The organism is Brevibacillus sp. HB1.3, from assembly GCF_013186635.1.
Lineage (GTDB): Bacteria > Bacillota > Bacilli > Brevibacillales > Brevibacillaceae > Brevibacillus > Brevibacillus brevis_D.
Map to the genome: position 1 here is coordinate 307,668 of NZ_JABMIT010000005.1, position 25,763 is coordinate 333,430.

Genomic DNA, 25,763 nt, shown 5'->3' on the forward strand with positions numbered 1-25,763 from the left:
ATTTACTGATTGCCAGGGGGTTTTGTCTTTCTCCCTTCACTTTATGACGCCATTCCCCTTGATCGATACGTCTGGCTTGAGTTCAACTATGGCATTGGAAAACGCCTTCGTCCAATCATCCTCTACCTTTTTGTATTCCTTATATTCATAGGCACGCGCATAGAGACCAAACCCAAACGGGTCTACACCGATTTCCTGGCATTTCTTGATTAACCTCATGTAATCCTTCTGTAACTCGTCGCTGATCATTCGCTCCATCTTTTTGTAGTCCTTTTGCATGTCGTACGGAAACATTCGCTCTGATATGGACACTCGCAACCTGAAATGAACGTCAAAATGAAACCGACCGTTCTGATAGGATGTTTTTACTTTTTTTTGGACGCCCTTGATAAAAAAGCTGATCCTGTCTTTCGTAATTTGTTTTTGATCGTTCTGCTCCTTAATCGGGATGGTGACAGACAATTCCCCTTGTTTTTCATGGAGCAGCGTTTGCAAAAGAATCGTATCCCGCGGTTCTATCGAGCTTGCGTACGTTCCATTTTCTTTTAACAAAGCCGTCCCCATTACCTTGACTGCCCGCTTTTCTTTCTTCAACTCAGTCAAGCTAGGTGTCATCCCTTTTTCATACATTTGCCGATGGAGCTCCTGCGCCCTCGTCTTTACCGTCAGATTTCTTTTATTGGCTGTGTCAATCAGCGTTGTTACATGAATGGACAGACGAGGTTTGTCCTTTGGTTTATAATCAAACAGCTCATGCAACGGACCATCAAGCATAGCCATGCGGGCGTTGACACTGAACTTTGCATCCCGAAAAACGACATCCAGCAACCGAAACCAGTCCGGGTGAGCCAGCAGCTTTTTCCCGAACACAAGCACCTGGATTTTGCCTGCTTGGGTCAAGCCTGTTACTCGCTCATCAAAGCCCATTCTCGACTCTCTAATCGTAGATGACCGGATACCGTATTCCTCAGATTTTTCCTTTGCCTCCCGACTGAACACCGGGCTTGAGATATAAAAGAGAAGCTCGTTTTTTTCGCTCAAATCAATTCCGACCATCAGCGATAAAGTGGCATCTTCCAAATTGATTTGATCCTTGCAACCTGCCAACATGGTTACCAGCAAGCTCAATAACAGAATCTGAGCAAATGCCCTCATGCTTTTTTCCCCCCTGCTGCTCGTTTCGATAGCCTGATCGGCCCCCAAGCCAATAAAGGAAGTGCATAAGCAAATACCACGCCTGCATAGCTCCAAATTTGTATCGCTTTCTTCAGATCGATAAAGGATGGCGTATAAAACCATAGCGCCACTGGAATCAGAAGAAGGAACAGGCGCAAATGCTTGCGATGATCCTTCATGCCGAATAACTGACTGGATGAAAAGACACAGAAATAGATGTACGGTATTGCAGTCGTTGACAATATAAACATATAAGTAGAGAGAAAAAGAATATCGACACGTTCCAAAAAGCGGAACTCAATGGCTTTCCATAAATTGAGCGTAGGCCATGTATACTGCGTGATTTCATCGGGGCTAAAGTAAGCAAAGCAAACGATGATGACAGACATATACACGAGCATCGTCAATGTATTCGCAATGATAATGCCAAGAGGCGCATATTGCTTTTTTTGAAGAAAAGGGTAGGCGAAATAACCAAACTCAAATCCAAGAAAGGAGAGTACCGTGGATTTGCTCGCCTCCCAGATCGGATGCCAGCCCTCCTTGATTACTGGCAGCAAGTTTAACCAATGAACCTCTCGATAAGCCGTCGTGATAACAAAAGGTATCCAAAGTGTAAGATAGAATACAAGCTCGGCATACCTTCCTATTGCGCGAACCCCTCCCTGGAGAACAAAATAAGTCGGCAGCGTAAAAAGGAACACGACGACATAGGCGGGTGTTTGAGACAGGAGCCACACATTAATGATTCCCGTGGCATTCATCAGCAAAACGAACGCAGCAACCGCACAATAAATGGACATCAAAGCAATAGCAACACGACCGAGCCACTTGCCCAGGATCAATGGAAATATATCAATGATCGTCTTCTCCGGGTACTGCTTCATCATGTTCGTGATGACGAGACTGACTAGCGTTGCTACAAGCCATCCGATCAAAAGCGATATCCACCCGTCGGTGCTCGCTTTCTCCGCCAATTCTCTGGGAATCGTCAATACGCCGATCCCTACTTGTGCCCCATGAATGAGGAGAATGTACTGAAGGACGCTCAATTGGTTGTATGTATACTTTTTCATCACCCGTCCTCCCTCGGCCGATTATCTCCTTGTCTTTGGTCCTCAATCGTATGGGCTGACAGGGGACGCTCTTTCATTTTCCATAGTGGCAGGCGGATAAACAAATCTTTCCAGTCCCCGAAGCGCACAGGGGCAAGAGGACCTCCATAAGGAACGCCTAATGATTCCAGCGTAATCAAATGGCCGATCAATGCCATCAGCCCGACAATAATGCCAACAAAACCAAACATCGCAGCGAGGATCATCATGAGAAATCGAATAAGCCTGACGGCCGAGGCCATATCGTAGTTCGGAATAATAAAGGATGAGATCGCTGTAAATGCAACGACGATCACCATAATATTGCTCACAATCCCCGCTTGTACGACCGCTTGACCAATCACGATACCTCCCACGATACCAACTGTTTGTCCAATTGGAGCCGGCAAGCGAATTCCCGATTCCCGTAGCATCTCCAGTGTGAGCTCCATAATGAATGCCTCTAACAAGGGGGGAAATGGAACCCTTTCGCGGGACTCTCCGACTGACAAAATCAAATCGAGTGGGATAACCTCATAATTGAAAGAAATCAACGCAATATAAATCGCGGGTAAAAAAGTAGCTATCAAGAAAGCCAAGTACCGAAGCAAGCGAATAAACGTGGCAACAGGCCAACGCGTACCGTAATCGTCAACGTTTTGAAAAAAGGAAGCGAAAGTAGCCGGTCCGATTAATACACTTGGGGAGCGATCGACAACGACAGCAATCTTCCCTTGCAAGATGTGAGAGGAGACTGAATCTGGACGTTCTGAAGTCAAAAACTGCGGAAACATCGAGTAAGGATTATCCTCGATATACTCCTCCAGCTCAGACGCATTGAGAATCGAGTCAACCTTGATCATCTTGAGCCGATCTTCCAGCTCCTGTAATACTTCCGGATTCGCCACATCAGCCAAAAAGATGATCGAGAGCTTTGTAAGGCCTCGTTCTCCCAACCACATTTCTTTTATTTTCAATTCACGGTTGGGAATATAGCGGCGAATGAGGGCAATGTTCTGCGAGTCCGTTTCGACAAACCCTTGGTGTCCTCCCTTTAGCGCAGCCTCCATCTGCGGATCTTCTATCGCCCGCTGCGGCCATCCATTCGTTTGCATCACAAGCACTTCTTTTCGACCCTCGATAAACAAAAGACTACTTCCAAGCAAAATCTCGGTTTCTACTTTCCGAAAGTCGTAGGCAACGGATATCTTTCCCACAGATAACAGGTCCAAAATACTCGATTTCTCACCCTCTGGGTGTGACAAAAGCGGACGAAGCACATTGTTGTTAATCGAGTTTTTGTCAACCAAGCCATCCAGGTAGACGAGGGTAACCATGCCCTCTATATGCTGGCACGCAAACGTCCGAATGACCAAATCGGGTGTCAGCGTAAAGATTGCATTCAGCTCCGCAACGTTATCACTTAATCGCTCACTGATCTCACGGACACGGATAGGCTCACTTGAGTGGCTCATCCTGTCTTTGACAGATGTCTTTTTTCTTCTCAGCCACCCTCTCATCGCCATCTTCTACAGCTCCCGCCCTTTTCCGAAGTATCTTCCATTAGCGTTCGTGAGAGCTTCCCAAAATATGCATGGAACTTGGCACATTCTGCCGCTGAATCGAATAAATCCCAAAGCCTTCGCAAATCGCAAATATCCGCAAGAATGGAAACGTGCGTTACATGCAAAAGGAGCAAAGCTCAATGCTTTGCTCCTTTTCCCATCTACTGTTTGGAACTACACCACATATGCTCCCGCTTCGATCACACGGTCTGCAATCGAACGTTTGAGTGCCACTGTGTTGATCGGCGTGCGGCGGGTCAGCTTTTTCAAGATCGACAGGCGCAGACGAAGCTCGTCGCCCTCTTCCATCGCCGCCAATGCTTCCTTCGCCCAGCCTTCGATACGATCGAATGCCTCATGTACATAGACAGCGGTCATTTCCAGCTTTTGCTGCTCAGCTTCGATGCCATTTGCCTCCATTGCTTTCTCTGTCCGCTTCACGATGCTATCCATTGCGTAAAGCTCGATCAGCATGTCAGCCGCGAATGCCAAGAGTTCCTGTTCTTTGGACATTTCCTGTTGATATTTCATCAACGCAGAACCAGCCACCATCAAAATGATTTTGCGCGTGATGTTGATCAGATGCTTCTCCATAGCCAGGGGTGCATCCTCAATCTCTTCTGGATAATAGCTCATCAGATCTGCTTGCAAACTGCTTGCTGCTTGCATGAGCGGCAATTCACCTTTCATCGCCTTTTTCACGAGCGTATCCGGGATGAGCATGCGATTGATTTCGTTCGTTCCTTCAAAAATGCGGTTAATCCGCGAGTCACGGTACATATTCTCGATCTCATATTCGGACATAAAGCCGTATCCACCGTGGATTTGCACGCCTTCGTCCACGCAGTAATCCAAAACCTCAGTGGCAAATACTTTATTGATCGAGCATTCGATCGCATAATCTGCAATCGCTTTCGCAACCTCTGCGCCATCATCCGCTTTTTCACCCAAGCGAGTCAGCGCTGTATCGAACAGACCCACTGTGCGATAGACGGAGCTTTCAGCCGCATACGTTTTCACTGCCATGTTTGCCAGTTTGTTTTTGATTAAAGGAAAGTTGGCAATTGGCGTTTTGAACTGCTTGCGTTCTTTTGCGTAGTTCGTCGCGAGTTCCACTGCTTTTTTCGAGGAGCCGACTGCGCCCACCGCGAGCTTGTAACGACCAACGTTCAAGATGTTAAACGCGATCACGTGACCTCTTCCAGGCTCACCGAGCAGATTATTTACTGGCACAGGTACATCTTGCAAAATGACCGTGCGTGTCGAGGAGCATTTGATTCCCATCTTCTTCTCTTCCGGTCCAAACGAAACACCTGGGAATGTGCGTTCAACGATAAAGGCAGTAAATTTCTCGCCATCAATTTTCGCGTATACGATAAACACATCAGCAAAGCCAGCATTCGTGATCCATTGCTTCTCTCCGTTGAGAATATAGTGCGTGCCATCTGCGGAGAGAGTCGCTGTCGTTTTCGCACCCAACGCATCTGAGCCAGAGCCTGGCTCTGTCAGGCAGTAAGCTGCGATTCGTTTTCCAGATGCCAGATCAGGCAGGTAGCGCTGTTTTTGCTCCTCGTTTCCAAAGTACACGATCGGCAGTGAACCGATACCGACATGGGCGCCGTAGCTGAGCGCAAAGCCGCGAGCCAGCGAGAACTTCTCTGTTACGAGTGCCGTGCTGACTTTATCCAGCCCCAGTCCCTCGTACTTTTCAGGAACGTCTCCAGCCAACAGACCGAGCTCCCCTGCTTCCTTCAACAGACGAACCGAAATATCAAATTGATGGTTTTCAAGCTCTTCCAGATGAGGACGAACTTCCTTGTTGACGAAATCCTCTGTCGTCTTGGCAATCATCTTCTGCTCTTCGGTGTACTCTTCTGGCACGAATACATCATCAGCTGAACCTGCATCGATCAAAAAGCTTCCACCGCGGATCAAATCTTTTGTTTCTGCCATTACTATCCCTCTCCTTATATTAAAATTAGATCATTTCAAAAACGCCAGCGGCTCCCATTCCACCACCGATACACATCGTAACGACTCCGTATTTGCCGCCTCTGCGCTTCATTTCATTCAAAAGCTGAACGGTCAGCTTGGCACCACTGCAACCGAGTGGATGCCCTAATGCGATTGCCCCACCATTTACATTGACCTTTTCTGGATCGAGTCCCAGCTCGCGAATGACGGCAATCGATTGGGAGGCGAACGCTTCGTTTAACTCAAACAGATCGACATCCTCCAAGCTGATTCCCGCCAGCTTCAATGCTTTTGGAATCGCAACAACCGGACCAATCCCCATGACATCAGGGTCTACGCCGCCAACCGTAAAGGAACGGAACTTGGCAATCGGCTCGACACCCAGCTCGGCTGCCTTTTCGGCAGACATCACGAGAACTGCCGCCGCGCCATCGCTCGTTTGCGAGGAGTTTCCTGCTGTTACGCTGCCTTGCACATGGAAGACCGGTCTGAGCTTGGCGAGTGCCTCCATCGTCGTGTCCGAGCGCGCTCCTTCATCCTTGTCGAAAACACGTTCCTGGACGTGAACCTTGCCAGCTTCATCGACAAAATGCTGCTTAACTGTCAAAGGTACGATTTCATCTTGGAACTTCCCTGAAGCAATTGCCGCCGTCGCACGCTGATGGCTTTGCAGAGCAAAAGCATCCTGATCCTCACGAGAAATGTTGTACCTCTTCGCCACTTCCTCAGCCGTATGACCCATGCTCATGTAAGCTTCCGGCTTCGTTTCTACCAGAGTCGGATTGAGTGCGATTTTGTGACCGAGCATTGGCACCAGACTCATGCTCTCCACCCCGCCAGCGACAACTACATCGGAGCTGCCGACCATGATTTGCTGAGCAGCGTAAGCAATCGTCTGCAAACCGGAGGAGCAAAAGCGATTGATCGTGATCCCCGATACATTCGTCGGCAATCCGGCGCGCAGTCCGATCAAGCGAGCCATATTCATGCCTTGCTCAGCTTCCGGTACAGCTGTCCCTATGATGATATCCTCGATATCAGCCGGATCGAGTTGTGGTACGCGGCGCAACAGGTCGCTTACAACTGCAGCTCCCATATCGACTGGGTGAAAATCCTTGAGACTTCCTTTTTTTGATTTACCGATAGCGGTGCGGGCGCCCGCGACAATAACTGCTTCTCTCATCGTTATCCCTCCCTCTCCCTAGTTACGCAAAGGCTTGTTCTTGGTCAGCATGTGCTGCATCCGTTGCTGGCTTTTCGGCGTCTTGATCAGTTCGAGGAACGCTTGCTTTTCCAGCTCCAGAATGTAGTTCTCTGTCACTTCTGTACCCGCTGGCACGTTACCACCGGACATGACATAAGCCACTTTGCTTGCGATCAGCTCATCATGCTCGGAAATATATCCACTCTTCTTCATGGCATAAATATTTTGGCGGAGGTTCGCATAACCCGTTTCACCGATGACGCGAATTTTGCGTGGCGCTGGCGGCGTGTAGCCTTCTTTATCCATCGTAAGCACCAGCTGCTTCGCATCATATAGCTGATGATCAGCATTCACGCTGATGCGGTCAGTCGGTCTCAGGTACCCCAGATTGATGGCTTCCTGACCACTCGTAGATACCTTTGCCATGGCAATGGCTTCAAACGCCTTCGCAACGAATGGGAACGGATCAATCGGCACACTGCCTCCCTCTGGAACGTTTTCCATTGCTCGGAACAGCATCTCCTTCGTTCCACCGCCACCTGGCAGAAGTCCTACTCCCACCTCTACCAGTCCGAGGTACGTCTCTGCCGATACCTGCGCGCGATCCGCGAGATAGACCACCTCGACACCGCCGCCCAGCGTCATGCCGAATGGTGCTGCGACGACTGGACGATGCATGTAGCGTAGTGCCCGTGCTGTTTTGTGGAAGTTCGTGACGAGCATGTCGAGCTCGAGCCAGTTCTCATCCTGCGCTTCCATCAATGCCATTGCGAGATTCATCCCGACGCAGAAGTTCTTGCCTTGATTACCGATGACCAGACCTGCGAAATTCTTCTGTACTTCCTCTGCGGCCTGACTTGCCATGTGCAAGACATCCATCCCGAGTGCATTGTGCGGAGAGGTGAATTCCAGACATGCGACTCCATCACCCAAATCGATCAAGGCTGCACCCGCATTTTTCTTGATCAGCTTGCCTTGTTCCTTAAGGGCTGCCAGGTTGATGTTTTCCTTGCTCTCTTCAACGTCCTTGTATGTGCCTCCGATGGAAAACACGCTGCGCTTCCCTTGCTCTTTTTGATAAAAGGAGGTTTTCCCACTCGCGAGCAGCTCTTCGACGAGTGCCGGAATCTTCTCGTTTTCCTCACGCATTCTTGCCACTGACTTTTCGAGACCGATGGCATCCCATGTTTCGAATGGCCCCATCTCCCAGCCGAAACCCCACTTCATAGCCTGATCAACCGAGACGATATCGTCTGCGATCTCATGAGCCTTTTCCGCAGAGTAAAGCAGTACCTTTTTGAAAACACTCCAGACGAACTCACTGCCCTTGTCCTTGCCGTATGCGAGCGCTCTCAACTTCTCAGGCAATGTCTTGGCTGTTTTGGCTGCTTCGAGGGAAGCAAACTTCGGCCTCACACTTGGACGGTATTCCAGTGTGTCAACCGACAGTGCCAAAATCTCTTTGCCTTTCTCCGACTTCACCTGCTTGAAAAAACCTTGACCAGCTTTTTGCCCGATCCATCTTTTCTCCACCATTTGCAGAACGAACTCCGGCACTTCAAAAACAGAGCGCTCCTGCTCATCCGTGCTTTTGTTCCTGACGTTACCCGCCACATGCACGTACGTATCCAGTCCGACGACATCGAGTGTGCGGAACGTCGCGCTCTTCGGACGGCCGATAACCGGACCTGTCAACGCGTCTACTTCATCTACCCCAAGCCCCAGTCGCACCATTTCGTGGATCGACACCTGCAATCCATATGTACCGATGCGATTGGCGATGAAATTAGGTGTATCCTTGCAAACGACCATTCCTTTTCCGAGCACATGCTCACCAAAATGCTTCATGAAAGAGATGACCTGCGGGTCTGTATCAAGACCTGGGATCAGCTCCAACAGCTTCAAGTAGCGCGGTGGGTTAAAAAAGTGTGTGCCGAGGAAATGCTTGCGGAAGTCATCCGAGCGTCCCTCTGCCATTTCATTAATAGAAACCCCAGACGTATTGGAAGACACGATGGTCCCTGGCTTACGATGTGCTTCTACCATAGCGAAGACGCTTTTCTTCACTTCGATGTTCTCGACAACCACCTCAATAATCCAGTCGACCTCGCTCAAGCAAGAGAGATGATCCTCGAAGTTACCAACTGTAATCAAGTCAATGTTCTTTTTATCGTAGAGCGGCGCCGGCTTCTCCTTCAATAGTCGGTCACGGCCCGCTTGTGCTATCCGGTTTTTCACCACGCTATCAGACAAAGAAAGTCCTTTATTACTCTCATCTGCTGTCAATTCACGCGGCACGATGTCCAGTAAATAAGTGGGAATACCGACGTTGGCTAAATGTGCTGCGATCCCGGCGCCCATGACGCCTGAACCGAGAACTGCCGCCTTGCGAATTTTGCGTTCCATCTCCAAATCCTCCTTTTTAAAAAACCTAGTCATGACTGATCCATGGTCAAAAAGAATGGGCTCGCAACATTGAATACCTAATATTCAGACTAGCAGAGTATTTTTAAAACTTCTACTTTCTCCATAGATATTCCTGTGTGCGTCAGCACATGTCTTATGTTGAATGAATGCTCATTCAGTATGTGGGTTAAAAAATGACATCCCACGTTTTGGCTGTTTTACACGCCCGGAGATGCTACGCTCCCACCAACTGAATCACCGTTCAGTTTTTATTGTAATCGAAAATTCTGTCAGTTGCAATCGTCACTTCATGAAAGAAAAGAAAAGGGGCACACTGTTGTCCGGTCCCCCTTTTCTGAGCTATTTTTGTGTGTAAATCAGCGCAGTGATCTTGCGTCCATATGCGTTGGACGCGTCTTCTTCCAATCGGTATTCAATCTGGAAGTCTCCATTTTTCGGGTCTAGATAATGAGCAATCACCCAAAGGATTTTCGAATTGTTTTCGTCTGCCTTGACCGTTACTTTTACCGGCCCGTTGTACGTAGGCACTTGCTCCAGCTTGGCCATGCTTTTTATCGCATCGTCTGTAAAAAGCGCAGACAGCTGCTTTTGATTTTTTGTTTCGTACGCCAAATTCGCTGCTCGTAAATACACCTGCGCGATGTGCTGCTGATTCGCAGGTGAACCCCGGAACTGCGAAGCTACATCCATCCGGTAATAATCAATCAGTCGATCCATCACAACGATGTATTCTGCACGCGTCAGGATTTTGTTCGGAGAAAAGGTCTTATCTGCGCGAAACAGATTGAATTCCCGGATCGCCAGTGGATATGGTGAATATGTATCCCGATAGAATCGGTCGCGCTTCCATTCGTAATAGCTGTTAAAGAAAGAGACTGTATCTTGTGGTTTAATATTGGCCGTACGAAATTTTTGTGGGGCCATCATATGAAACAATATCAAGCTGGCCTCTTCTCTCGTCAATGGCCACTGCATCCCGGCACTGGACATCCACCACTCTGGATTTTCCTTTTCTTGCTTTTTCATCAAGTGCCCGGTTTCAGCCAAATATAGATAGTACAGCATCCGGTCTCCTGGATCGAACTTGCCCAGATCGTCTGTTTCGATTTTCATCATGGTCTTTAGGTTGCTCAGCAGTTGATCTACTTCCCCCCGGAGTAGATAGCGCTGATCCAGGTTTGGCTTGCGTTCTGGCTTTTCTATCGGTCCGTATATTGTCTCGAATACGCGATTCAGCATAACCAGAGCTTCGCCTCGAGTAACCGGCTTGTTTGGGTAAAAAGGCTGATATCCCGTTCTTTTTACGATGCCGAGATCCGCCATTTTTTCGATCTGCTCACTTGCCCAATGTCCCTGTATGTCGGTATACATGCCAGGCGCAGCCGCATTCGCACTCCCTGAAAAAACGCTTTGCACCACTAGCAGTGCCAAGAGAAAAACGATAGCAAAACGCTTTACCATGACTTACGATAACTCCTTTCTTTTCATGATCGTTTCCTTACTCCCTTTTTTTGGTAATTCTTCCCCAGTAGCATCCATTCCTGCCATATTGGTCTATTTTCCTGGGTCTGATCTCTCCCTTTCTTGTATCGGGATGAAAACGGAACTTTGTTATACTTTTTCAGAAGAAATGAAAAAGAGCCGCACTTTGTATGAGCGGCCCAATTATATCCTTCTTCTCTACGCGCTGACTATCCTTCAATCTGCTCTAACCAGCCTGGTCCCCTGGTCACAAGGATCCGATATAAGAAAATGTTGATGAGAGTGAACAGGACAATAACCCCAGATCGGTCCCTAACATGGATGTCCACAACGAAAAACTCGCTATAATTTCTAGGTCCTCCTGCCATAAGACCTAAACCCAACAAGAAAAGAAAAAGAGCCGTCGGATATCCCAACGGCTCTCATGATTAGTTTTGTGGCACAAAGCTGCCATCACGCAGCATCGTCAACTCGCCCATCATGAATGCTAAATCTTCGTTTCCGTCAAACTTTCCGCTTTCCTCCAAAGCTTCCAAACGACGCAGAAGCATGTTAGCAAAGTCTTGAATCTGTACTGGATGTCCCTCCGTATCCGCATCATCCAAAATGTCAAAACCAGTCAAGGCTTCCAAGTGGGTCACGATACGGAAACCGCCGATTTCCCCCAGGAACTCCGGCTTGTTCATTTTTGATTTCTCCAATTTTTGCAGCATGGACAAAATATCATTCGCTACCACGCTAGGAAAAGCAACCTGATAAAAGTTGCGAGTTTTCGCTTCATCGGTTTTGATAATCAACACATCAATCCCGTCTGGTTTTTTTGCTTTTTTGCCAAACCCAAACATATATTCCACCTCAATCGTTCGATCTGTCCAACTCTCTCCATGATAGACATAATCCGAGAGTCAGACAACCCCTATCCATATATTTACTGGGCTATTTGTCTTTTTTGACACACACGCTAACGTTAAACGACTGCTCCCAAGTGAGGTGCGCCATGAAGGTTAACTGGAAAAATTGGATGTTCATTCTCGCTCTCTCTTTGCTCGTTACAGGATGCATGACGCAAGTAAAGCAGGAGCATGCAAAAAACAAGGCCAAAACACAGAGTAAGCCTGCCACGCAGTCTGCCATCCAAAAGCTTGGGGATAACAAAGTGGATGTCGTCCTCTTTTTGAAACAAGCCGAGCATCAACTGGAAAATGTATATTACGCTGCCGCGGACAATGCGAAGGGCAAATCTGTAGTTGAGGATGGTCTCGTCTTTCGAGAATTGCCTAAGCGCTTCGACAGTAAAGACAAGATAACGGGGTACTTCAGTCGCTTTTGGAGCCGTCCACTGGCAGAAGCCATGTACGACAACATGACAACCAAGTTGGTGAAGGAAAAGGTATACGTAGCAATCCCACGCGTCGACTATCCGACTTTGATCTCGGTACGAAACACGACTGTTCAAAAAAACAATGGGGAACTCAATGTGACCGTGGAAGAGGTAACCGATTCCTCCTTTGCTTCTGACCGCACGCTGCGCTACCGACTCGTGCGCGATCAAAAGACGAAACGGTTCGAAATCAAATCACGGATGGGCGCTTATGGGAATGAACAATTTCAATAAGCCTCTTGACATTTCTTGCGGACCCAGCGAATAATAGTGAATTAATAAGCACATAGTGAGCGGCAATGACGGGGAATAGTAAAACCGCCCTTCAGGTCCAGAGAGCGAAATCCACCGGCTGAGAGGTTTCGTCCTTGAATCGGTTTGAACCCACCCCAGAGCATCCAGGGAAGACCTGGACAGGTTTCTTTCACCTGTTATCAAAGAAAGAGAGCCGGGCGTTTCTTGGCTGAAGTATGCCTTCAGTCCAAAACGTCAAATAAGGTGGTACCGCGTGAGGTTTCAAGCCCTTTCGTCCTTATCAAAGAGACGAGAGGGCTTTTTTCTGTGAAAAACGTCTCGACGTTTTTCATAAAGGTGGATGCGACCGCTTGCGGTCAACAAAAGGGTCATGACCGTTTTGTATGCAAGAAGGGGGTTTTGAGCATGAAAAAGGGTAAATTGCGTTTGGTAGTAAAGGTGGGGAGCAGTTCGATTGCAGCAGCTACAGGCGGTGTTGATCCGGCGAAAATGTCTCTGCTTGTCTCCGCTATCAGCCAATTGCGCGAAGCGGGTCATCAGGTTGTCCTAGTCTCCTCAGGAGCTGTCGCCAGTGGGTATCAAAGTCTCGGCTATCAGCAGCGACCGCGATCTTTGGCAGCCAAGCAAGCAGCAGCAGCCATCGGGCAAAGCCTGTTGATGCAAACCTATACACAAATGTTCGGCGCGCATAACTTCAGCGTGGCGCAAATCTTGCTCACACGCGGAGACTTTTCTCACAAGGAACGATATCAACACGCATTCTCCACGCTGTCACTGCTTTTAGATAAAAACATTTTGCCAATCATCAATGAAAACGACACGGTATCCGTAGCGGAATTGACCTTCGGAGACAATGATATGCTGGGCGCACTCGTCGCTGGTCTCATCCATGCCGATTTGTACATGATCCTGACTGATACGAATGGCCTGTATGACAAAGACCCGCGTTATCATGCTGATGCCAAACACATGGGCTGGCTCGAATGTGTGACGGACGAAATCGAGGCACTTGCAGGCGGAGCTTCCCAACTGGGAACAGGTGGTATGCGCTCCAAGCTGATCGCAGCAAAAACCGCCCAATCATTAGGAATTCCCGGCTTTATCGGAAAATTGACGAATCCCACTGATTTGCTCGATGTCCTTACTGGCAACGGGAATGGCACCTACGTCAACTATCATCCAGAAGCATCTGCAACAAACAGCGTTCCTACTCGCAAGCAATGGATTGCGCTTCACTCCCCTATCCGTGGAAAAATCATGGTTGATAGCGGTGCAGCGGAAGCGATTTTGGAAAACAGCAAAAGCTTGCTCCTGGCAGGTGTCCGCGATGTATCCGGCATGTTCGAGCAAGGTGAGGTTATCGAGGTTTACTGTGAGGGGACGTTGATCGGACGTGGTATCAGCAGATTTACTGCAGCACAGTTAAGTGATTTTCTTTCCCCTGACAACGTAACGCGACACAGCGGTACTGTTATACATCGAGATGAATGGGCGCCTGTCATCTAAACGAATCCATGTAAATAGAAAAAGGAGTTGGAGAAACCATGGAAAGCTTGAAAGAAAAAGTGCATACACAATTGAGCCTGGCCAAACAGGCTTCACGAAAAATGGCTATACTCTCACGCAAACAAAAAGACGAGGTGCTCGTCGCAATCGGCAACCAGCTGCTGGAAGATGAGGCTGTTATTCTCTCCGAAAACGCCAAAGACATCGCCATCGCGAGAGCAGACGGTCAGCCTGCCTCCTATCTAGATCGTCTCTTGTTGACGCCGGAGCGAATAACACAACTCGTGGATAGCCTTGCACAGCTGGTATCCCTCGATGATCCTGTAGGGGAACGGATCGACTCGTGGACACGGCCAAACGGACTTTTCATCGAACAAATCCGCGTCCCTCTCGGCGTCATTGGAATGGTGTATGAAGCCAGACCGAACGTCACCGTTGACGCAGCAGCAATCGCCATCAAAACGGGCAATGCGATCGTCTTGCGCGGCAGCCACAGCGCTGTTCATAGCAATCTCGCGTTGGTGACTAGCATTCGTCAAGCGCTCACTGCGACCGGACTTGACGCGGAAGCGGTGCAGTACTTGCCTTTTGCCGAACATGCTTCTGTCGATTACTTGTGCACCGCCAATGGTCTCGTCGATGTCATCATCCCACGGGGTGGCGCAGGACTGATCCAGCGCGTTCTGCAAATCGCAAGCGTTCCTGTACTCGAAACTGGCGTTGGCAATTGCCACATTTATGTAGATGAAGCGGCTCACTATGACATGGCTGAAAGCATCGTGATCAATGCCAAAACAAGTCGTCCTGCCGTATGCAATGCTGCCGAAACACTACTCGTGCACCGCAGTTGGCCACAGGAAAATCAACGTGCCTTGCTTCAAAAGCTCTTGGCGATGGGCGTTGAGCTCCGCGCTTGTGAGCGTACGATAGAGCTGCATACTGACCTCGCCGCTCAACTGCACCAAGCAACCTTAGAAGACTGGGATACAGAATACTCTGCCCTGATTCTGGCGGTTCGCACGGTCGATAGCCAGAGCGAGGCCATTGAACATATTACAGCGCATACTTCCGGCCATTCCGAGGCAATCGTAACGGAAGATGAAATCGCAGCCCGTCAGTTTTTGACTGCGATCGATGCCACAGCGGTTTATCACAACGCCTCTACCCGCTTTACCGATGGTGGAGAATTCGGCTTCGGTGCTGAAATCGGCATCAGCACGCAAAAATTACATGCTCGTGGGCCAATGGGCTTGCCAGCGCTCACTTCTTACAAGTATGTCGTACGCGGAAACGGTCAAATCCGATAGTCCAAAAGGGAGGGAATCATCATGAGCAACCAAGCAACAGCGATTACAGAAGGGCAGATCGGTTTTCTCGGTGCAGGCTCGATCGTGGAGGCTATGCTTTCCGGTATCGTAAAGAAAGGGTTACTCCCTTCTGAGCGTATTTCCGTCACGAACCGCAACAATATGGAGCGTTTGGAGCAGTTGGCAAATGACTACGGAGTAACCGCTACCCAGGACAAATTTGACATAGTCCGTTCTTCCGATATTTTGATTTTGGCTATCAAGCCGAAGGATGCCGCTGAGGCTTTGCTGGATTTGCGCGGGGTCGTTCGTTCTGACCAATTGATTATCTCGGTAATCGCTGGCGTCTCCACCAGCTTGATCGGCGAGTGGCTCGGTGCAGAGTGCCCGATCATCCGCACGATGCCCAATACATCGTCTGCGGTTGGTTTGTCTGCTACCGGACTGTGCGCGAATCCTTTTGTCCAGGAAGAGCACCGCGCGCTGGCTACCAAACTTTTCGAAGCAATTGGCACCGTATATGAAGTTGCCGAGGAAGAGCTGGACATCATTACTGGATTGTCTGGAAGCGGCCCTGCTTATATTTACTATTTGGTAGAGGCCATGATGGGGGCAGGTGCCACAGCGGGACTGGATCGGGAAATGGCGCGCCAATTAACGCTGCAAACCGTGATTGGCGCGGCACATATGCTGCTCGATACACGCGAAGAGCCTTCGATTCTCCGCCAAAAAGTAACGAGTCCGGGGGGAACGACCCAGGCAGGGCTGGAAGTATTGGAAGCCTATCAGTTTCAGGAGGCTGTCACGGCAGCCATCCTGCGTGCTGCCGAAAGATCGCGGGAGATGGGGGCACAATACCAGTAAAGTCGTTTTGTCCCTCCTTCTTGTCATGTATAATAAAAAAGATCAAGCATAGTCGAGAAAAATGACGAAGGAGGTCCCATGGAAATTTACGCCTTGTACGGCACCAGTGGAACAGGAAAAAGCACCAGTGCGTTAGAACTTGCTCACCGAATGAACATCGACGCCATTATTGATGATGGCATCCTGATTTACCAGGGACGCAAGGTGGCCGGAACCTCTGCCAAATATGAGAAGACAAAAATTCAGGCGGTAAAACGAGCTATTTTTCATTATAAGGAGCACGCTGAAGAAGTACGGCGAAGTCTTGGCGAGATTCAACCAAGCCGACTACTCGTGTTAGGAACTTCGCAACGGATGATCGGTCGTATTATCGAAGCGTTACATTTGCCTTTTCAGGTGGAATTCATCCCGATTGAATCCATCAAGCCTCCGCAGGAAATCGAGGCTGCCCGCTACGTGCGGGAAACAATGGGCAAGCACACGATACCGATTCCGCGTGTGGAGGTAGAAAAAGATTTCCTCCAGCGTCTCATTTCTTCAGCCCAACAGATTTTCAGCTCGAAAAAAGAAGTCATTGGGGAATCAACCGTGGTTCATCCTCCGTTTTCAGGTGGACGCATCATGATTCATCCCCAGGTGTTGCGAAAAATCGTGCAAGCGACCTGCGACCAGTTTGACGAGGTCCATCATGTTGTCAAGATCGTCTCCAGCTTTGAGGATTTGCCTCGGTTCCAGGTTTCGATTGCTCTTCAATTGCCTTACATGACAAATATTCCAGCACTTATCCATGCCCTTCAATCTACGTTGTACAAAGAAGCTCACTATTGTCTCAATATCGCTCCGGCCAGCATCGACATCGTCGTTTCATCTCTGGAGCTAACCTAATCCGGTCCTTTGCGACCGGATTTTTTTTGGCTGCAATCCTCAGGGGTTACATCCTGACTTGTTGCTCATCCTATACATGATTCCATCTGAAAGGAGCAACCTTATGCCATCCATCCTGTCTTCCAAGCCCTTTGCTCAAGCTCCGATTCCCGAACCGCCTAAGGTCATTTCTACAAAGGACTTGAGCTATCTCAAGGATGCTTTGTCATGGGAACTGATCGCTTTCAAAAAGCTGCATGCTTTTGCACAGCAAGCTACTGATCCCCAAGTCAAGCAATGTCTAGAACAGCAAGGACAGATGCACCAGCGACACTACCAAAAGCTGCTGAGTCACCTGCAAAACAACAACACCGCAGTGATGGCGACCATTCCTCAGATGCAGTCCCAGCAACAGCAATCACAACAGCAACATCAAATGCAGTAAGGGAGGAATCGGGATGCCAAACCAAAACCAGATCGCCAATCCGCAATCCGGTCAGCTGCCACAAGTAAAAGGGCCGCAAATGAATGATCGTGATTATCTCAACGATTGTTTAGCTACCTGCAAATACTTGACAGATAACTTTAACATCGCTGTTCGTGAAGCAAGCCACCAGCAGCTTTATGATGACATGCTGCAAATTTTGAATGAAACCCATCAATCAGCCCGCGATGCTTTCAATCTCATGTTCCAAAAGGGATGGTACAAGCTGGAGACTGCCGAGCAACAAAAACTCCAGCAAGCTTATCAGCAGTTTAGCGGGTACTCCACACAGTTCCCTTATCATTGATAGAGCAGTAGACACCTGACCCTAGCAGGTGTCTTCTTTTCGTTACCCCCTACCACGTAGGAGCTGCGCTATTACATATAACGCCTTTTCCATGTCGGCTTCTTCTGCATATACGTAGGACAAGCGAAGATGATGACTATCCGTCTGATCATAAACAAAACCCGGATTTAACAGGACCCCTTTTGCCAGTGCTTCCGTAAAAAGCTTGCGCATAGAGACTGCCTGATGCAGACGAAGCCAAATATAAAAACCGCCATGAGGAATACGCCAATCTGCCAAATCGCCAAACCAGCGAGTAAGGCATTCGCACATCCTGTCCCTCCTGTATCGCAGAGCTGCTCGAAGCTGATCCAGATGCCGGGAATATCTATCGCTTGTGAGCCATTCTGTCGCCACCCATTGGGAAATCGCACTCGCTCCGTAGTCCGTCTGCATTTTCACATCCGCGAGGCGTTCTATGACAGGCTCAGGACCTACAATCCAGCCGATCCGCAGCCCTGGACTGAGCGTTTTGGACAAGCTGCCCAAATATAAGACCAATCCGCTCTGATCCCTCGCCTTTAACGGCAATGGCCCCGGTTCGTCTAACCACAATTCTCCATAAACATCGTCTTCCAATACAGGCAGCCTCTCCCGCTCGCATGCAGCCAGCACTTGCTCCCTTCGGTTCTCTGACATACTAATCCCAGTCGGATTGTGGTAAGCCGAAATCGTATAAAGGAGTGCTGCGTTATGCGCCTGTTTTTGTCTCGTTAACACCTGGGGAGAGATTCCTTCCGCATCCATCGGTACACCAACCAGACGCATTCCCGATGATGGAAACAAAGGCAAAGAGAATAAATACGAAGGCTGCTCGAGCAAGATGGCAGATCCACGGTGAAGGATGCCAATCGATATCAACTGCAAGGCTTGAAGGGCCCCCGATACGACCAAAATAGACGCTGGTGAAGCCTCGATCCCCCTGCTCCGTAAATGATCGCTGATCGCCTGGCGCAAAGGCAACAGCCCTTTTGGCTCCGAATATCCGAGATGAGTCATTTTGCCCTGCAAGCTAGCCATGACCGCTTCCATCTCCGCAACAGGAATCAAGCTCGGCGACAGCTCACCCGTCCCTAAACGAATGTACCTCGGGTCTGGCTCATAACGATTGATATCCTGAATCGTTGGCGAATTGGGGAGATGCGCTCCTGCTTGCACGTAGCCCAGCCAATTGGGTGGTGGCGCGGTCGTCAATAAGGACCATGTATTGTTACTAACGACGGAGCCACTGCCTACGGTTGCTTCAATGAAACCATCCGCTTTTAGCTCTTCCAACGCCGTCACCACCGTACTGCGGTTTACCTCAAAGGCTTGCGCCAACGCTCTTTGTGTTGGCAATTTACTATTGATCGGCCACTCTCCCCCTGCGATTTTCCCCTTCATATAAGCTACGATCTGCGCGTAGATCGGTATGTCAGATGATTTGTCAGGCTTCCAGTCTATCGTTAGCACAGGCACATTCCTCCTCGTCTGATCATTGTACAAATTGGTTGGTTTGGCTGTAAACCAATTGGCTGGAGACAACGGATTCACAACCGTGAATAATGACAGTAATGCAAATGGCCTTTGCATCGAGAGAGAAATGGGGAGGAAACGATCATGCTGGAAGCGATTTTGCACGGTTTTGTGCTTGCTTTTGGACTTATTTTACCGCTCGGCGCACAAAATGTTTTCGTTTTTAATCAGGGGGCTCTACAACCTACATTACTTCGCGCCATGCCCGTCGTACTGACTGCGGCACTCTGCGATACTCTGCTCATTTTATTGGCGGTATTGGGAGTCTCTTTGGTTGTGTTGACAGTCACATGGCTGAAAACGGTGCTATATGTCGTCGGCTTCTTCTTTTTAGTGTACATGGGATATTTAACGTGGCGTAGCCGTCCAGATACTGAGGCTGGAGAGAAAGAGCGCTTTTCGGCCAAAAAGCAAATCATGTTTGCTGCCTCTGTCTCTTTGCTGAACCCGCATGCGATTCTCGACACGATCGGGGTGATCGGCACCAGCTCACTCAGCTATTCGGGAACAGAAAAGTGGGGCTTTACTGTTGCTTGCATCCTTGTATCCTGCTTCTGGTTTTTCGGCCTTTCTGTAGCTGGTCGTACAGCAGGACGATTGGACCGGTCCGGAAAATTGCAGCGTGGCCTGAATATGGTTTCGGCTGTGATTATGTGGGGAGTGGCCTTCTATATGGCAGCCCAATTACTCATCTCGTAAAGAGTTCATGAAAAAGTGAATAATCCCCATCCCCTCCACTCAAAATACTCCTATTCGGGTTTTCGAAGTGGAGGTTTGTTTAATGCTTTTTACCAAATCGGATGCACTCTTGGATGACTTGTATGAGATTGCGAAAAATGTGCATCAGACGGCGATCTATTTTAATGAATACAAAATCACTTCATTAGAGACAGTCAAAACCTTTGCTACAGAGATGAAGGAGTACGAAACAAAGGGCGACAAGCTCATCCATGAAATCATCGTGCAAATCAACAAGACATTTATTACCGCAATCGAGCGTGAGGACGTTCTGGACCTTGCCGTCAAGCTGGATGATGTGCTGGACGGATTGGAGTTTTGCGCTTCACGACTCTATATGTACGATATCATGGAACCAGATCAAACGATGGTGCGATTCGGTCAACTCATCGAAGAAGCTACCAAGCAAATTCTTCTCGCCATCGAACTGCTTCAAAAGCAAAAGTTGTCCGCCATGAAGGAGTACATCATCCGCATTAACGATTTGGAAAGCGAAGGGGATGAATTGGTGCGTAGCAGCATTCGGCAATTGTTCAAAACCTCAAGCGATCCCATTCACATTATGCAGCTCAAAGAGGTTTACGAAGTGCTCGAAGATGTCATGGATCATTGCGAGGATGTCGCGGATGCGATGGAATCCGTGATCATGGGCAATTCTTAAACAAGGAGACCTACTTTCATGTATACGAGCCTTCCCCTTGTGATTGCCGTTATCATTTTGGCTGTTTTCTTTGATTTCATCAACGGGTTTCACGACACTGCCAATGCCATCGCAACCACCGTATCCACCAAGGCTCTCCCGCCTAAGATTGCCATTGGCCTAGCGGCTATCATGAACTTTATCGGTGCCCTGACATTTACCGGGGTCGCCAAAACGATCGGTGGAGATATCGCCGATCCTACCAAGCTGGAATTCGGTGTGCTTGTGGTCATGGCTGCTCTCTTGGCTGCGATTCTTTGGAATTTGGTTACGTGGTGGTACGGTATCCCCAGCAGTTCGTCTCACGCTCTCATCGGCTCACTCGTAGGGGCAGTCCTCGCTTCCGCCGGGAGTACGCAAATCAACTGGACTGGTTTTTCAAAAATATTCGAGGCACTTATTGTGTCACCGGTTATTGCGCTCGTTGCCGCTTACCTCATGATGAATTTGGTTTATTTCATTTTCAGTCGGATCATGGTTCCTCCTTCCAAGGTCAACCGGGGATTTCGCTTCTTTCAGATTTTCACGGCGGCCCTGCAATCCTTTACACATGGAACGAATGACGCACAAAAAGCGATGGGCATTATCGTGTTCGCTCTCGTTGCCGCTGACCTGCATACAGATACCAGCACGATTCCTTTCTGGGTGCAGTTCATTTGTGCCCTCGCGATGGGCTTGGGAACCTCTATCGGAGGCTGGAAAATCATCAAGACGGTCGGGGGCAAAATCACCAAGATTGAACCGATTAATGGAGCCACTGCCGATCTCACCTCGTCTTCGATCATTTTTACCTTTACGCAGTTAGGCTTGCCTGTGAGCTCTACCCATGTCATCTCTTCCGGGATCATGGGGGTCGGAGCAGCCAAACGGCTAAAAAGCGTTAATTGGGGGGTTGCCAAACGAATCGTGATCACCTGGTTTATTACGCTGCCGATCTCTGCCTTGCTCGCAGCAGCCATTTATTTGTTGTTACATGTATTTATCTAGAAGCAAAAGGGACGAGTAACAGGCTCGCCCCTTTTTTCTGTTATCCGAATGAAAAAACCAAGTAAGACTAGCCCGATATACTAAGGTTTACATCAAAATGAAAGGCCATTCCGGAAAGGATGGCCTTAAAACTTCCGTTACAGACAGCGTGGTGAAACGTTAGCTGCTTTGCATTGCTTTTGTCTTACTCTTTTATAAGCTGTTTCATACCCTCTTCAACAAATTGATCATCCCGTAACTTGTCCTGCACACTTTTCCGCCACTTTTCTTTCGTCAATAGCGATGCCAAATTTTCACCGAAGAGACCTTGCATAGCAACTCTTGTGGCAACAATCGTGGTGTCTGAAAAGCGATATTCGATTGTCTGCAAATTGTCGACCAGAGCAAAGGCTGACACGGTGTTGTACAGCATCGCTTGCTTGAATAATTTCGCCTCGATGTCGGTCGTCTTATCCTCGTAATGAATCTCAATCGTAAACTTCTCCGGACGGAGCTGAAAGGTACGCTTGCGATCACTTAACGGCAAATGATTGAACATAACCAGATTCGATGTAGCGCCCATGTACTTGTTTTTGTATGGCAAAATGGATTCCAAATCGTGAGTCAGCGGGCTTTGCTGAGCCAATTGATACTGCTCCGATTGCGCTTCGTTCTTCGGTATTATGATGATCTGAATAGCCATGAATAGGACAACCCCGATGAGAACCAAAGCAAGTATGATTTTATTTCGCAATGCCGTCACCTTCCCCTGCATCATATTTTAAAATTAGTCGCGGAAAGGCGTGGAGCCACAGCGGAATCAGGATCGAGAGAAAAGGCAGCGCATACCCTACAGCAATGTTAGCGAATTGATAGGGTCCAGTAAGATTCACTGGCGTTGAAAACCATAGATTGCTACCAAAATAGAGCGCTGTCGTAAACACAAGTGTCCCGACAATATAAAGCGCCCAAAGCATCCAGCCCGTTTTTCGCAACAAAAAGGCAGATCGCACATTCATGCGGGTCAATTGATGGGAAGAAGCAGGTCGGTTGATCCCTAACAAGACCAAATAGACGATACTGATGAGAATGCAAATCGCAAGCAGACCATAGTTCAAAAAGATACCCATTCCCCAAATTCGCAAGGGCATAGTCACAATCCAGGCAATGAGTCCGTACAGCAATCCGAGCTGCAACAACTCTTGCAGGAGTGGAAGTATGTATATCTTACGGCGTTCTCCGACAATCGAATCAATTGAAGGGAGATTGGCCTTTGCTTTTTTCACAGCTTCATCCAACGATAGCCCTTCTGCGACCAAGTCGGCGACCTTTGCCTCCAAATTGCTCAATACTTCCCACTTGAGCTCTTCGATTTGTTTACTTCCCCTGTAATTTTGAAACAACTGATCGACATGGTGCTGTAAACTCTCCATCACATTTCATCCCGCCTTTCGATGAGCTGGTCAATCAATTCTTTGGCGACCTTCCAAGATACCAAGGCTCTTTCGTACGCCTCTCTCCCCGCTTCTGTCACCTGATAATATTTGCGTCTCCCCCCCTGGCTCTCATTTCCCCAGTACGAAGCGATCAGCTTGTGTGACTCTAATCTTTTCAGACTGGTATACAAAGAGGGCTCTTTCAGTTCGTAGCGACCGTCGCTGTTTTTGAAAATGGCTTTGATGATTTCGTACCCATAGTTATCGCCGTCACACAGGACACGAAGAATAATCGTATCGATATGACCGCGGATAATTTCACTGCTAATACTGCTGTCACTCATCTCGTTCACCTCTCAGATATAGCATAACACATATTACTATGTATAACGAAGTAATATGTGTCAAATTGTTCTACTCACAAAAAAACAAGACCACTCAAAAAGTTGAGATAGTCTTGAACAAATAGGCAGCCCGGTCGTTTTATTGTTTCACCTGGTACACCAGATAGGGTGATGGCGTCCGTTTTCCGTTTAATTCCGGCCAAACATAAAGCAGTTCCAATGAAGGACTATTCCCCTTGTTAGGTTCTGTAGATGCTTTCCCTATTTCTGAAAAATTCCCTTCCAGGCCTACTACCTGTCTGCTGGTGCTATCCACCCAAACCTTATACTTGTGACTCTCCACTCTTGCTCCTTGTGTAATGGCAATGAAGTCTAGCCTGATTGCTGAATCTTCCACCGCCGCGCCCTCCATTGCAAGCTGTGTGATTTGTATTGGCAAATAGTACGCCAGTTTTTTGACACCAATTTGGGCTGCTTCTGCATGGGACAGCTTCGGGGAAGTATGTGACTCCGTATTTGTTTTCATCCGATACGCCAGCAGTTGACCAGATTTCTTGGCAAAACTCGCAGTGAGATAAGTAGCATCTGTCATTTTCCACGTATATTCCTTGTACGATTCGTGTTCTTCTCTTGATAATGGACGGTTATCCTCTTCGATACGTACACCGAACTCTTTCTGGATCAAAGTGGCTATCTCCTCATCTGAGTTGGCCATGAGCAGCTTACCTTGTGCCTGAATCGGGATGAGGCTATAGCTACCAGTTGCTGCCACGCTCTGAAAGCGATGATCGAGGACATCCCCGTTCAATGCGTTGATATAGCCTGCAAAAGCCGCTACTTCTTCTTGCTTCAAACTGGCTGTCAGCCTTTGTACTGCTTCCTCTTTGGAAATTGCTTTTTCTGGATTGGGAAATAGCGAGAGATCTGCTTCTGCATCGAGATTCTCTTCCATGACCATACCCGCTGGTGTTCCATCTGACTCCAAGTGGACCTTCACGACACTGTCGACGAACGGTATACCGTTAATGACGCGTAGAAAAACAGCCGTATCTTTTTCCAGATGGTTTGAAGCGAGTTGATATTGCTTACTTTTATCGCCTAATTTCTGTTTCATATATTGCTCGACAGACAGCGTTGGCGTATTGCTTGTTGTGGCTGCCGTTTTTGGCAGTGCTTGGCTTTTTGGGAGCGATTGTGATTGCGTAATGACACTCTGTTCTTTCTGTTTGGGCTGTTCTTTCACTTGGCTTATTTTCCGCTGCTCGGCAACAGGAGGAATATTCCTTTGCTCCGGTATGTCCTTCTCTTTTGCCAGTGAAGGCGCATTCTCTGCACGCTGCTCCGTACGTACACTGCTGATCCCATTTGGTGCTTCTTTTCCGTCAGGCACAGCTACCATGAGAGCCAGTACGATAGTTGCAGCTGCACCTCCTGTCATCGACAAGATACGGCCCACTTTTTTCCTCTGCTTCATCTGCCTTGCCTGTTTAACCAGCGTCTGATCCAAATAGGTGACAAATTCCTGACGTGGGGGTGGGTCCTGCCTTCTTAACCCTCGCAGCTGGACCGTCAGCTTCTCATCCTCTAGCCCACTCATTTAGAAAGCCCCCTTCCTCCGTATCATCCATCATTTCTTTGACCAGCTTTAATGCCCGATGGGTGTTTACTTTCACCTTGGATTCCGATACACCCAGGATTTCTGCCGTCTCCTTGACGCTGTATTCCTCGATGCAACGCAAAATCAGAACCAGACGATAATGAGGCGCTAGCTTTTGGATCGCTTGCTTCAGCTCACGAACGTTTTCCCGCTTGGTCAGGACGTTTTCCGGACTCCCCTCCTTGGTCGCCAGCTTCATCAGCCAGTTTTCTGAGAAAAAGGACTTGACCTTCTGCTTGCGATGCTGGTCGATCGCCGCATGCTTGGCAATGGAGAAGAGCCATGTTTTCAGAGTGACTCTGCCATCAAATCCGGCGAGCCCTTTTAACACTCTCGTAAAAACCTCCTGCGTCAAATCCTCGGCATCATTCTGGTTGCCCGTAAAATGGAGCAGAAAGTAGTAAACGTCCTGATAGTGAGCATGATAGATCGCGCTGATCCGCTGCTCGATATCCTCCTGCACGGGTTAGCCTCCTGT

Annotated in this window: 24 protein-coding genes; 10 read left to right on the forward strand and 14 right to left on the reverse strand. The window is 48.5% G+C overall.

From position 1 onward, the window contains the following. Positions 1 to 36: 36 nt before the first annotated feature. From HPY31_RS14395 to HPY31_RS14430, 8 genes are all read right to left on the reverse strand, one after another. The gene (locus tag HPY31_RS14395) at positions 37 to 1,155 is read right to left on the reverse strand and encodes a Ger(x)C family spore germination protein (protein WP_172141272.1); all 1,119 of its coding nucleotides are present in this window, start codon (positions 1,153 to 1,155) and stop codon (positions 37 to 39) included. Further along, positions 1,152 to 2,252 (reverse strand): GerAB/ArcD/ProY family transporter, encoded by a 1,101-nt coding sequence (locus HPY31_RS14400; RefSeq protein ID WP_172141273.1) that lies wholly within the window; start codon positions 2,250 to 2,252, stop codon positions 1,152 to 1,154. The genes HPY31_RS14395 and HPY31_RS14400 overlap by 4 nt, the downstream gene beginning before the upstream one ends. Beyond that, positions 2,252 to 3,796 (reverse strand): spore germination protein, encoded by a 1,545-nt coding sequence (locus HPY31_RS14405; RefSeq protein WP_172141274.1) that lies wholly within the window; start codon positions 3,794 to 3,796, stop codon positions 2,252 to 2,254. Before HPY31_RS14405 ends, HPY31_RS14400 begins: the two co-directional genes overlap by 1 nt. A gap of 213 nt (positions 3,797 to 4,009) precedes the next feature. Next, positions 4,010 to 5,788, reverse strand: coding sequence for an acyl-CoA dehydrogenase family protein (locus tag HPY31_RS14410; RefSeq protein ID WP_172141275.1), 1,779 nt, complete (start codon positions 5,786 to 5,788; stop codon positions 4,010 to 4,012). A gap of 25 nt (positions 5,789 to 5,813) precedes the next feature. After that, complete coding sequence (locus HPY31_RS14415) at positions 5,814 to 6,992, reverse strand: acetyl-CoA C-acetyltransferase (protein ID WP_172141276.1); 1,179 nt, start codon at positions 6,990 to 6,992, stop codon at positions 5,814 to 5,816. An 18-nt stretch (positions 6,993 to 7,010) separates the two neighbouring features. Beyond that, entirely contained in the window at positions 7,011 to 9,419 is a 2,409-nt protein-coding gene (locus HPY31_RS14420) for a 3-hydroxyacyl-CoA dehydrogenase/enoyl-CoA hydratase family protein (RefSeq protein WP_172141277.1), read from the reverse strand. 360 nt (positions 9,420 to 9,779) lie between these two features. Beyond that, a complete protein-coding gene (locus HPY31_RS14425) occupies positions 9,780 to 10,901 on the reverse strand; it encodes an S-layer homology domain-containing protein (protein ID WP_172141278.1) in 1,122 nt (373 codons plus the stop codon). A 449-nt stretch (positions 10,902 to 11,350) separates the two neighbouring features. Next, positions 11,351 to 11,767, reverse strand: a complete 417-nt coding sequence (locus HPY31_RS14430; protein ID WP_172141279.1) for a hypothetical protein — start codon at positions 11,765 to 11,767, stop codon at positions 11,351 to 11,353. A gap of 152 nt (positions 11,768 to 11,919) precedes the next feature. Between HPY31_RS14430 and HPY31_RS14435 the strand changes: the two genes are divergently transcribed. The 7 genes from HPY31_RS14435 to HPY31_RS14465 all read left to right on the forward strand — a co-directional run bounded on the left by HPY31_RS14435 (position 11,920) and on the right by HPY31_RS14465 (position 17,890). Next, the gene (locus HPY31_RS14435; protein WP_172141280.1) at positions 11,920 to 12,537 is read left to right on the forward strand and encodes a hypothetical protein; all 618 of its coding nucleotides are present in this window, start codon (positions 11,920 to 11,922) and stop codon (positions 12,535 to 12,537) included. A 426-nt stretch (positions 12,538 to 12,963) separates the two neighbouring features. After that, positions 12,964 to 14,064 (forward strand): glutamate 5-kinase, encoded by a 1,101-nt coding sequence (proB, locus tag HPY31_RS14440; RefSeq protein ID WP_172141281.1) that lies wholly within the window; start codon positions 12,964 to 12,966, stop codon positions 14,062 to 14,064. Positions 14,065 to 14,102: 38 nt separating this feature from the next. Next, positions 14,103 to 15,371, forward strand: coding sequence for a glutamate-5-semialdehyde dehydrogenase (locus HPY31_RS14445; RefSeq protein ID WP_172141282.1), 1,269 nt, complete (start codon positions 14,103 to 14,105; stop codon positions 15,369 to 15,371). Positions 15,372 to 15,392: 21 nt separating this feature from the next. Beyond that, positions 15,393 to 16,235 (forward strand): pyrroline-5-carboxylate reductase, encoded by an 843-nt coding sequence (gene proC, locus HPY31_RS14450; protein ID WP_172141283.1) that lies wholly within the window; start codon positions 15,393 to 15,395, stop codon positions 16,233 to 16,235. 78 nt (positions 16,236 to 16,313) lie between these two features. Continuing rightward, positions 16,314 to 17,120, forward strand: a complete 807-nt coding sequence (locus HPY31_RS14455; protein ID WP_172141284.1) for a hypothetical protein — start codon at positions 16,314 to 16,316, stop codon at positions 17,118 to 17,120. Between the two features lie 103 nt (positions 17,121 to 17,223). Continuing rightward, entirely contained in the window at positions 17,224 to 17,544 is a 321-nt protein-coding gene (locus HPY31_RS14460) for a ferritin-like domain-containing protein (protein ID WP_016742928.1), read from the forward strand. A gap of 13 nt (positions 17,545 to 17,557) precedes the next feature. Continuing rightward, entirely contained in the window at positions 17,558 to 17,890 is a 333-nt protein-coding gene (locus HPY31_RS14465; RefSeq protein WP_172141285.1) for a spore coat protein, read from the forward strand. A gap of 42 nt (positions 17,891 to 17,932) precedes the next feature. Here the strand turns inward: HPY31_RS14465 and HPY31_RS14470 are convergent, their stop codons facing one another. Then, the gene (locus tag HPY31_RS14470; protein WP_172141402.1) at positions 17,933 to 19,381 is read right to left on the reverse strand and encodes an aminotransferase-like domain-containing protein; all 1,449 of its coding nucleotides are present in this window, start codon (positions 19,379 to 19,381) and stop codon (positions 17,933 to 17,935) included. 147 nt (positions 19,382 to 19,528) lie between these two features. Here HPY31_RS14470 and HPY31_RS14475 point away from each other — a divergent pair, with 147 nt between their 5' ends. The 3 genes from HPY31_RS14475 to HPY31_RS14485 all read left to right on the forward strand — a co-directional run bounded on the left by HPY31_RS14475 (position 19,529) and on the right by HPY31_RS14485 (position 21,869). Then, positions 19,529 to 20,143, forward strand: coding sequence for a LysE/ArgO family amino acid transporter (locus tag HPY31_RS14475; protein ID WP_142497012.1), 615 nt, complete (start codon positions 19,529 to 19,531; stop codon positions 20,141 to 20,143). A gap of 82 nt (positions 20,144 to 20,225) precedes the next feature. Further along, a complete protein-coding gene (locus HPY31_RS14480) occupies positions 20,226 to 20,843 on the forward strand; it encodes a DUF47 domain-containing protein (RefSeq protein WP_016742924.1) in 618 nt (205 codons plus the stop codon). Positions 20,844 to 20,861: 18 nt separating this feature from the next. Continuing rightward, positions 20,862 to 21,869: an inorganic phosphate transporter gene (locus HPY31_RS14485; protein ID WP_172141286.1), complete on the forward strand. Its 1,008-nt coding sequence runs from the start codon at positions 20,862 to 20,864 to the stop codon at positions 21,867 to 21,869. A 184-nt stretch (positions 21,870 to 22,053) separates the two neighbouring features. Here HPY31_RS14485 and HPY31_RS14490 read toward each other — a convergent pair whose 3' ends face one another. From HPY31_RS14490 to HPY31_RS14510, 5 genes are all read right to left on the reverse strand, one after another. Beyond that, the gene (locus tag HPY31_RS14490) at positions 22,054 to 22,611 is read right to left on the reverse strand and encodes a DUF4825 domain-containing protein (RefSeq protein WP_172141287.1); all 558 of its coding nucleotides are present in this window, start codon (positions 22,609 to 22,611) and stop codon (positions 22,054 to 22,056) included. Beyond that, complete coding sequence (locus tag HPY31_RS14495) at positions 22,592 to 23,281, reverse strand: permease prefix domain 1-containing protein (RefSeq protein WP_172141288.1); 690 nt, start codon at positions 23,279 to 23,281, stop codon at positions 22,592 to 22,594. The genes HPY31_RS14490 and HPY31_RS14495 overlap by 20 nt, the downstream gene beginning before the upstream one ends. Beyond that, a complete protein-coding gene (locus tag HPY31_RS14500; RefSeq protein WP_172141289.1) occupies positions 23,281 to 23,628 on the reverse strand; it encodes a PadR family transcriptional regulator in 348 nt (115 codons plus the stop codon). Before HPY31_RS14500 ends, HPY31_RS14495 begins: the two co-directional genes overlap by 1 nt. A 139-nt stretch (positions 23,629 to 23,767) precedes the next feature. Further along, complete coding sequence (locus HPY31_RS14505) at positions 23,768 to 25,225, reverse strand: YcdB/YcdC domain-containing protein (RefSeq protein ID WP_172141290.1); 1,458 nt, start codon at positions 25,223 to 25,225, stop codon at positions 23,768 to 23,770. Continuing rightward, complete coding sequence (locus HPY31_RS14510; RefSeq protein ID WP_015893149.1) at positions 25,206 to 25,748, reverse strand: RNA polymerase sigma factor; 543 nt, start codon at positions 25,746 to 25,748, stop codon at positions 25,206 to 25,208. Before HPY31_RS14510 ends, HPY31_RS14505 begins: the two co-directional genes overlap by 20 nt. Between the last annotated feature and the right edge of the window lie 15 nt (positions 25,749 to 25,763).

What these genes read in the sequence shown, in the direction of transcription:
- HPY31_RS14395 (WP_172141272.1), bottom strand. Translation starts at nt 1,155, where the DNA reads ATGAGGGCATTTGCTCAGATTCTGTTATTGAGCTTGCTGGTAACCATG.
- HPY31_RS14400 (WP_172141273.1), bottom strand. Translation starts at nt 2,252, where the DNA reads ATGAAAAAGTATACATACAACCAATTGAGCGTCCTTCAGTACATTCTC.
- HPY31_RS14405 (WP_172141274.1), bottom strand. Translation starts at nt 3,796, where the DNA reads ATGGCGATGAGAGGGTGGCTGAGAAGAAAAAAGACATCTGTCAAAGAC.
- HPY31_RS14410 (WP_172141275.1), bottom strand. Translation starts at nt 5,788, where the DNA reads ATGGCAGAAACAAAAGATTTGATCCGCGGTGGAAGCTTTTTGATCGAT.
- HPY31_RS14415 (WP_172141276.1), bottom strand. Translation starts at nt 6,992, where the DNA reads ATGAGAGAAGCAGTTATTGTCGCGGGCGCCCGCACCGCTATCGGTAAA.
- HPY31_RS14420 (WP_172141277.1), bottom strand. Translation starts at nt 9,419, where the DNA reads ATGGAACGCAAAATTCGCAAGGCGGCAGTTCTCGGTTCAGGCGTCATG.
- HPY31_RS14425 (WP_172141278.1), bottom strand. Translation starts at nt 10,901, where the DNA reads ATGGTAAAGCGTTTTGCTATCGTTTTTCTCTTGGCACTGCTAGTGGTG.
- HPY31_RS14430 (WP_172141279.1), bottom strand. Translation starts at nt 11,767, where the DNA reads ATGTTTGGGTTTGGCAAAAAAGCAAAAAAACCAGACGGGATTGATGTG.
- HPY31_RS14435 (WP_172141280.1), top strand. Translation starts at nt 11,920, where the DNA reads ATGAAGGTTAACTGGAAAAATTGGATGTTCATTCTCGCTCTCTCTTTG.
- proB (WP_172141281.1), top strand. Translation starts at nt 12,964, where the DNA reads ATGAAAAAGGGTAAATTGCGTTTGGTAGTAAAGGTGGGGAGCAGTTCG.
- HPY31_RS14445 (WP_172141282.1), top strand. Translation starts at nt 14,103, where the DNA reads ATGGAAAGCTTGAAAGAAAAAGTGCATACACAATTGAGCCTGGCCAAA.
- proC (WP_172141283.1), top strand. Translation starts at nt 15,393, where the DNA reads ATGAGCAACCAAGCAACAGCGATTACAGAAGGGCAGATCGGTTTTCTC.
- HPY31_RS14455 (WP_172141284.1), top strand. Translation starts at nt 16,314, where the DNA reads ATGGAAATTTACGCCTTGTACGGCACCAGTGGAACAGGAAAAAGCACC.
- HPY31_RS14460 (WP_016742928.1), top strand. Translation starts at nt 17,224, where the DNA reads ATGCCATCCATCCTGTCTTCCAAGCCCTTTGCTCAAGCTCCGATTCCC.
- HPY31_RS14465 (WP_172141285.1), top strand. Translation starts at nt 17,558, where the DNA reads ATGCCAAACCAAAACCAGATCGCCAATCCGCAATCCGGTCAGCTGCCA.
- HPY31_RS14475 (WP_142497012.1), top strand. Translation starts at nt 19,529, where the DNA reads ATGCTGGAAGCGATTTTGCACGGTTTTGTGCTTGCTTTTGGACTTATT.
- HPY31_RS14480 (WP_016742924.1), top strand. Translation starts at nt 20,226, where the DNA reads ATGCTTTTTACCAAATCGGATGCACTCTTGGATGACTTGTATGAGATT.
- HPY31_RS14485 (WP_172141286.1), top strand. Translation starts at nt 20,862, where the DNA reads ATGTATACGAGCCTTCCCCTTGTGATTGCCGTTATCATTTTGGCTGTT.
- HPY31_RS14495 (WP_172141288.1), bottom strand. Translation starts at nt 23,281, where the DNA reads ATGGAGAGTTTACAGCACCATGTCGATCAGTTGTTTCAAAATTACAGG.
- HPY31_RS14500 (WP_172141289.1), bottom strand. Translation starts at nt 23,628, where the DNA reads ATGAGTGACAGCAGTATTAGCAGTGAAATTATCCGCGGTCATATCGAT.
- HPY31_RS14505 (WP_172141290.1), bottom strand. Translation starts at nt 25,225, where the DNA reads ATGAGTGGGCTAGAGGATGAGAAGCTGACGGTCCAGCTGCGAGGGTTA.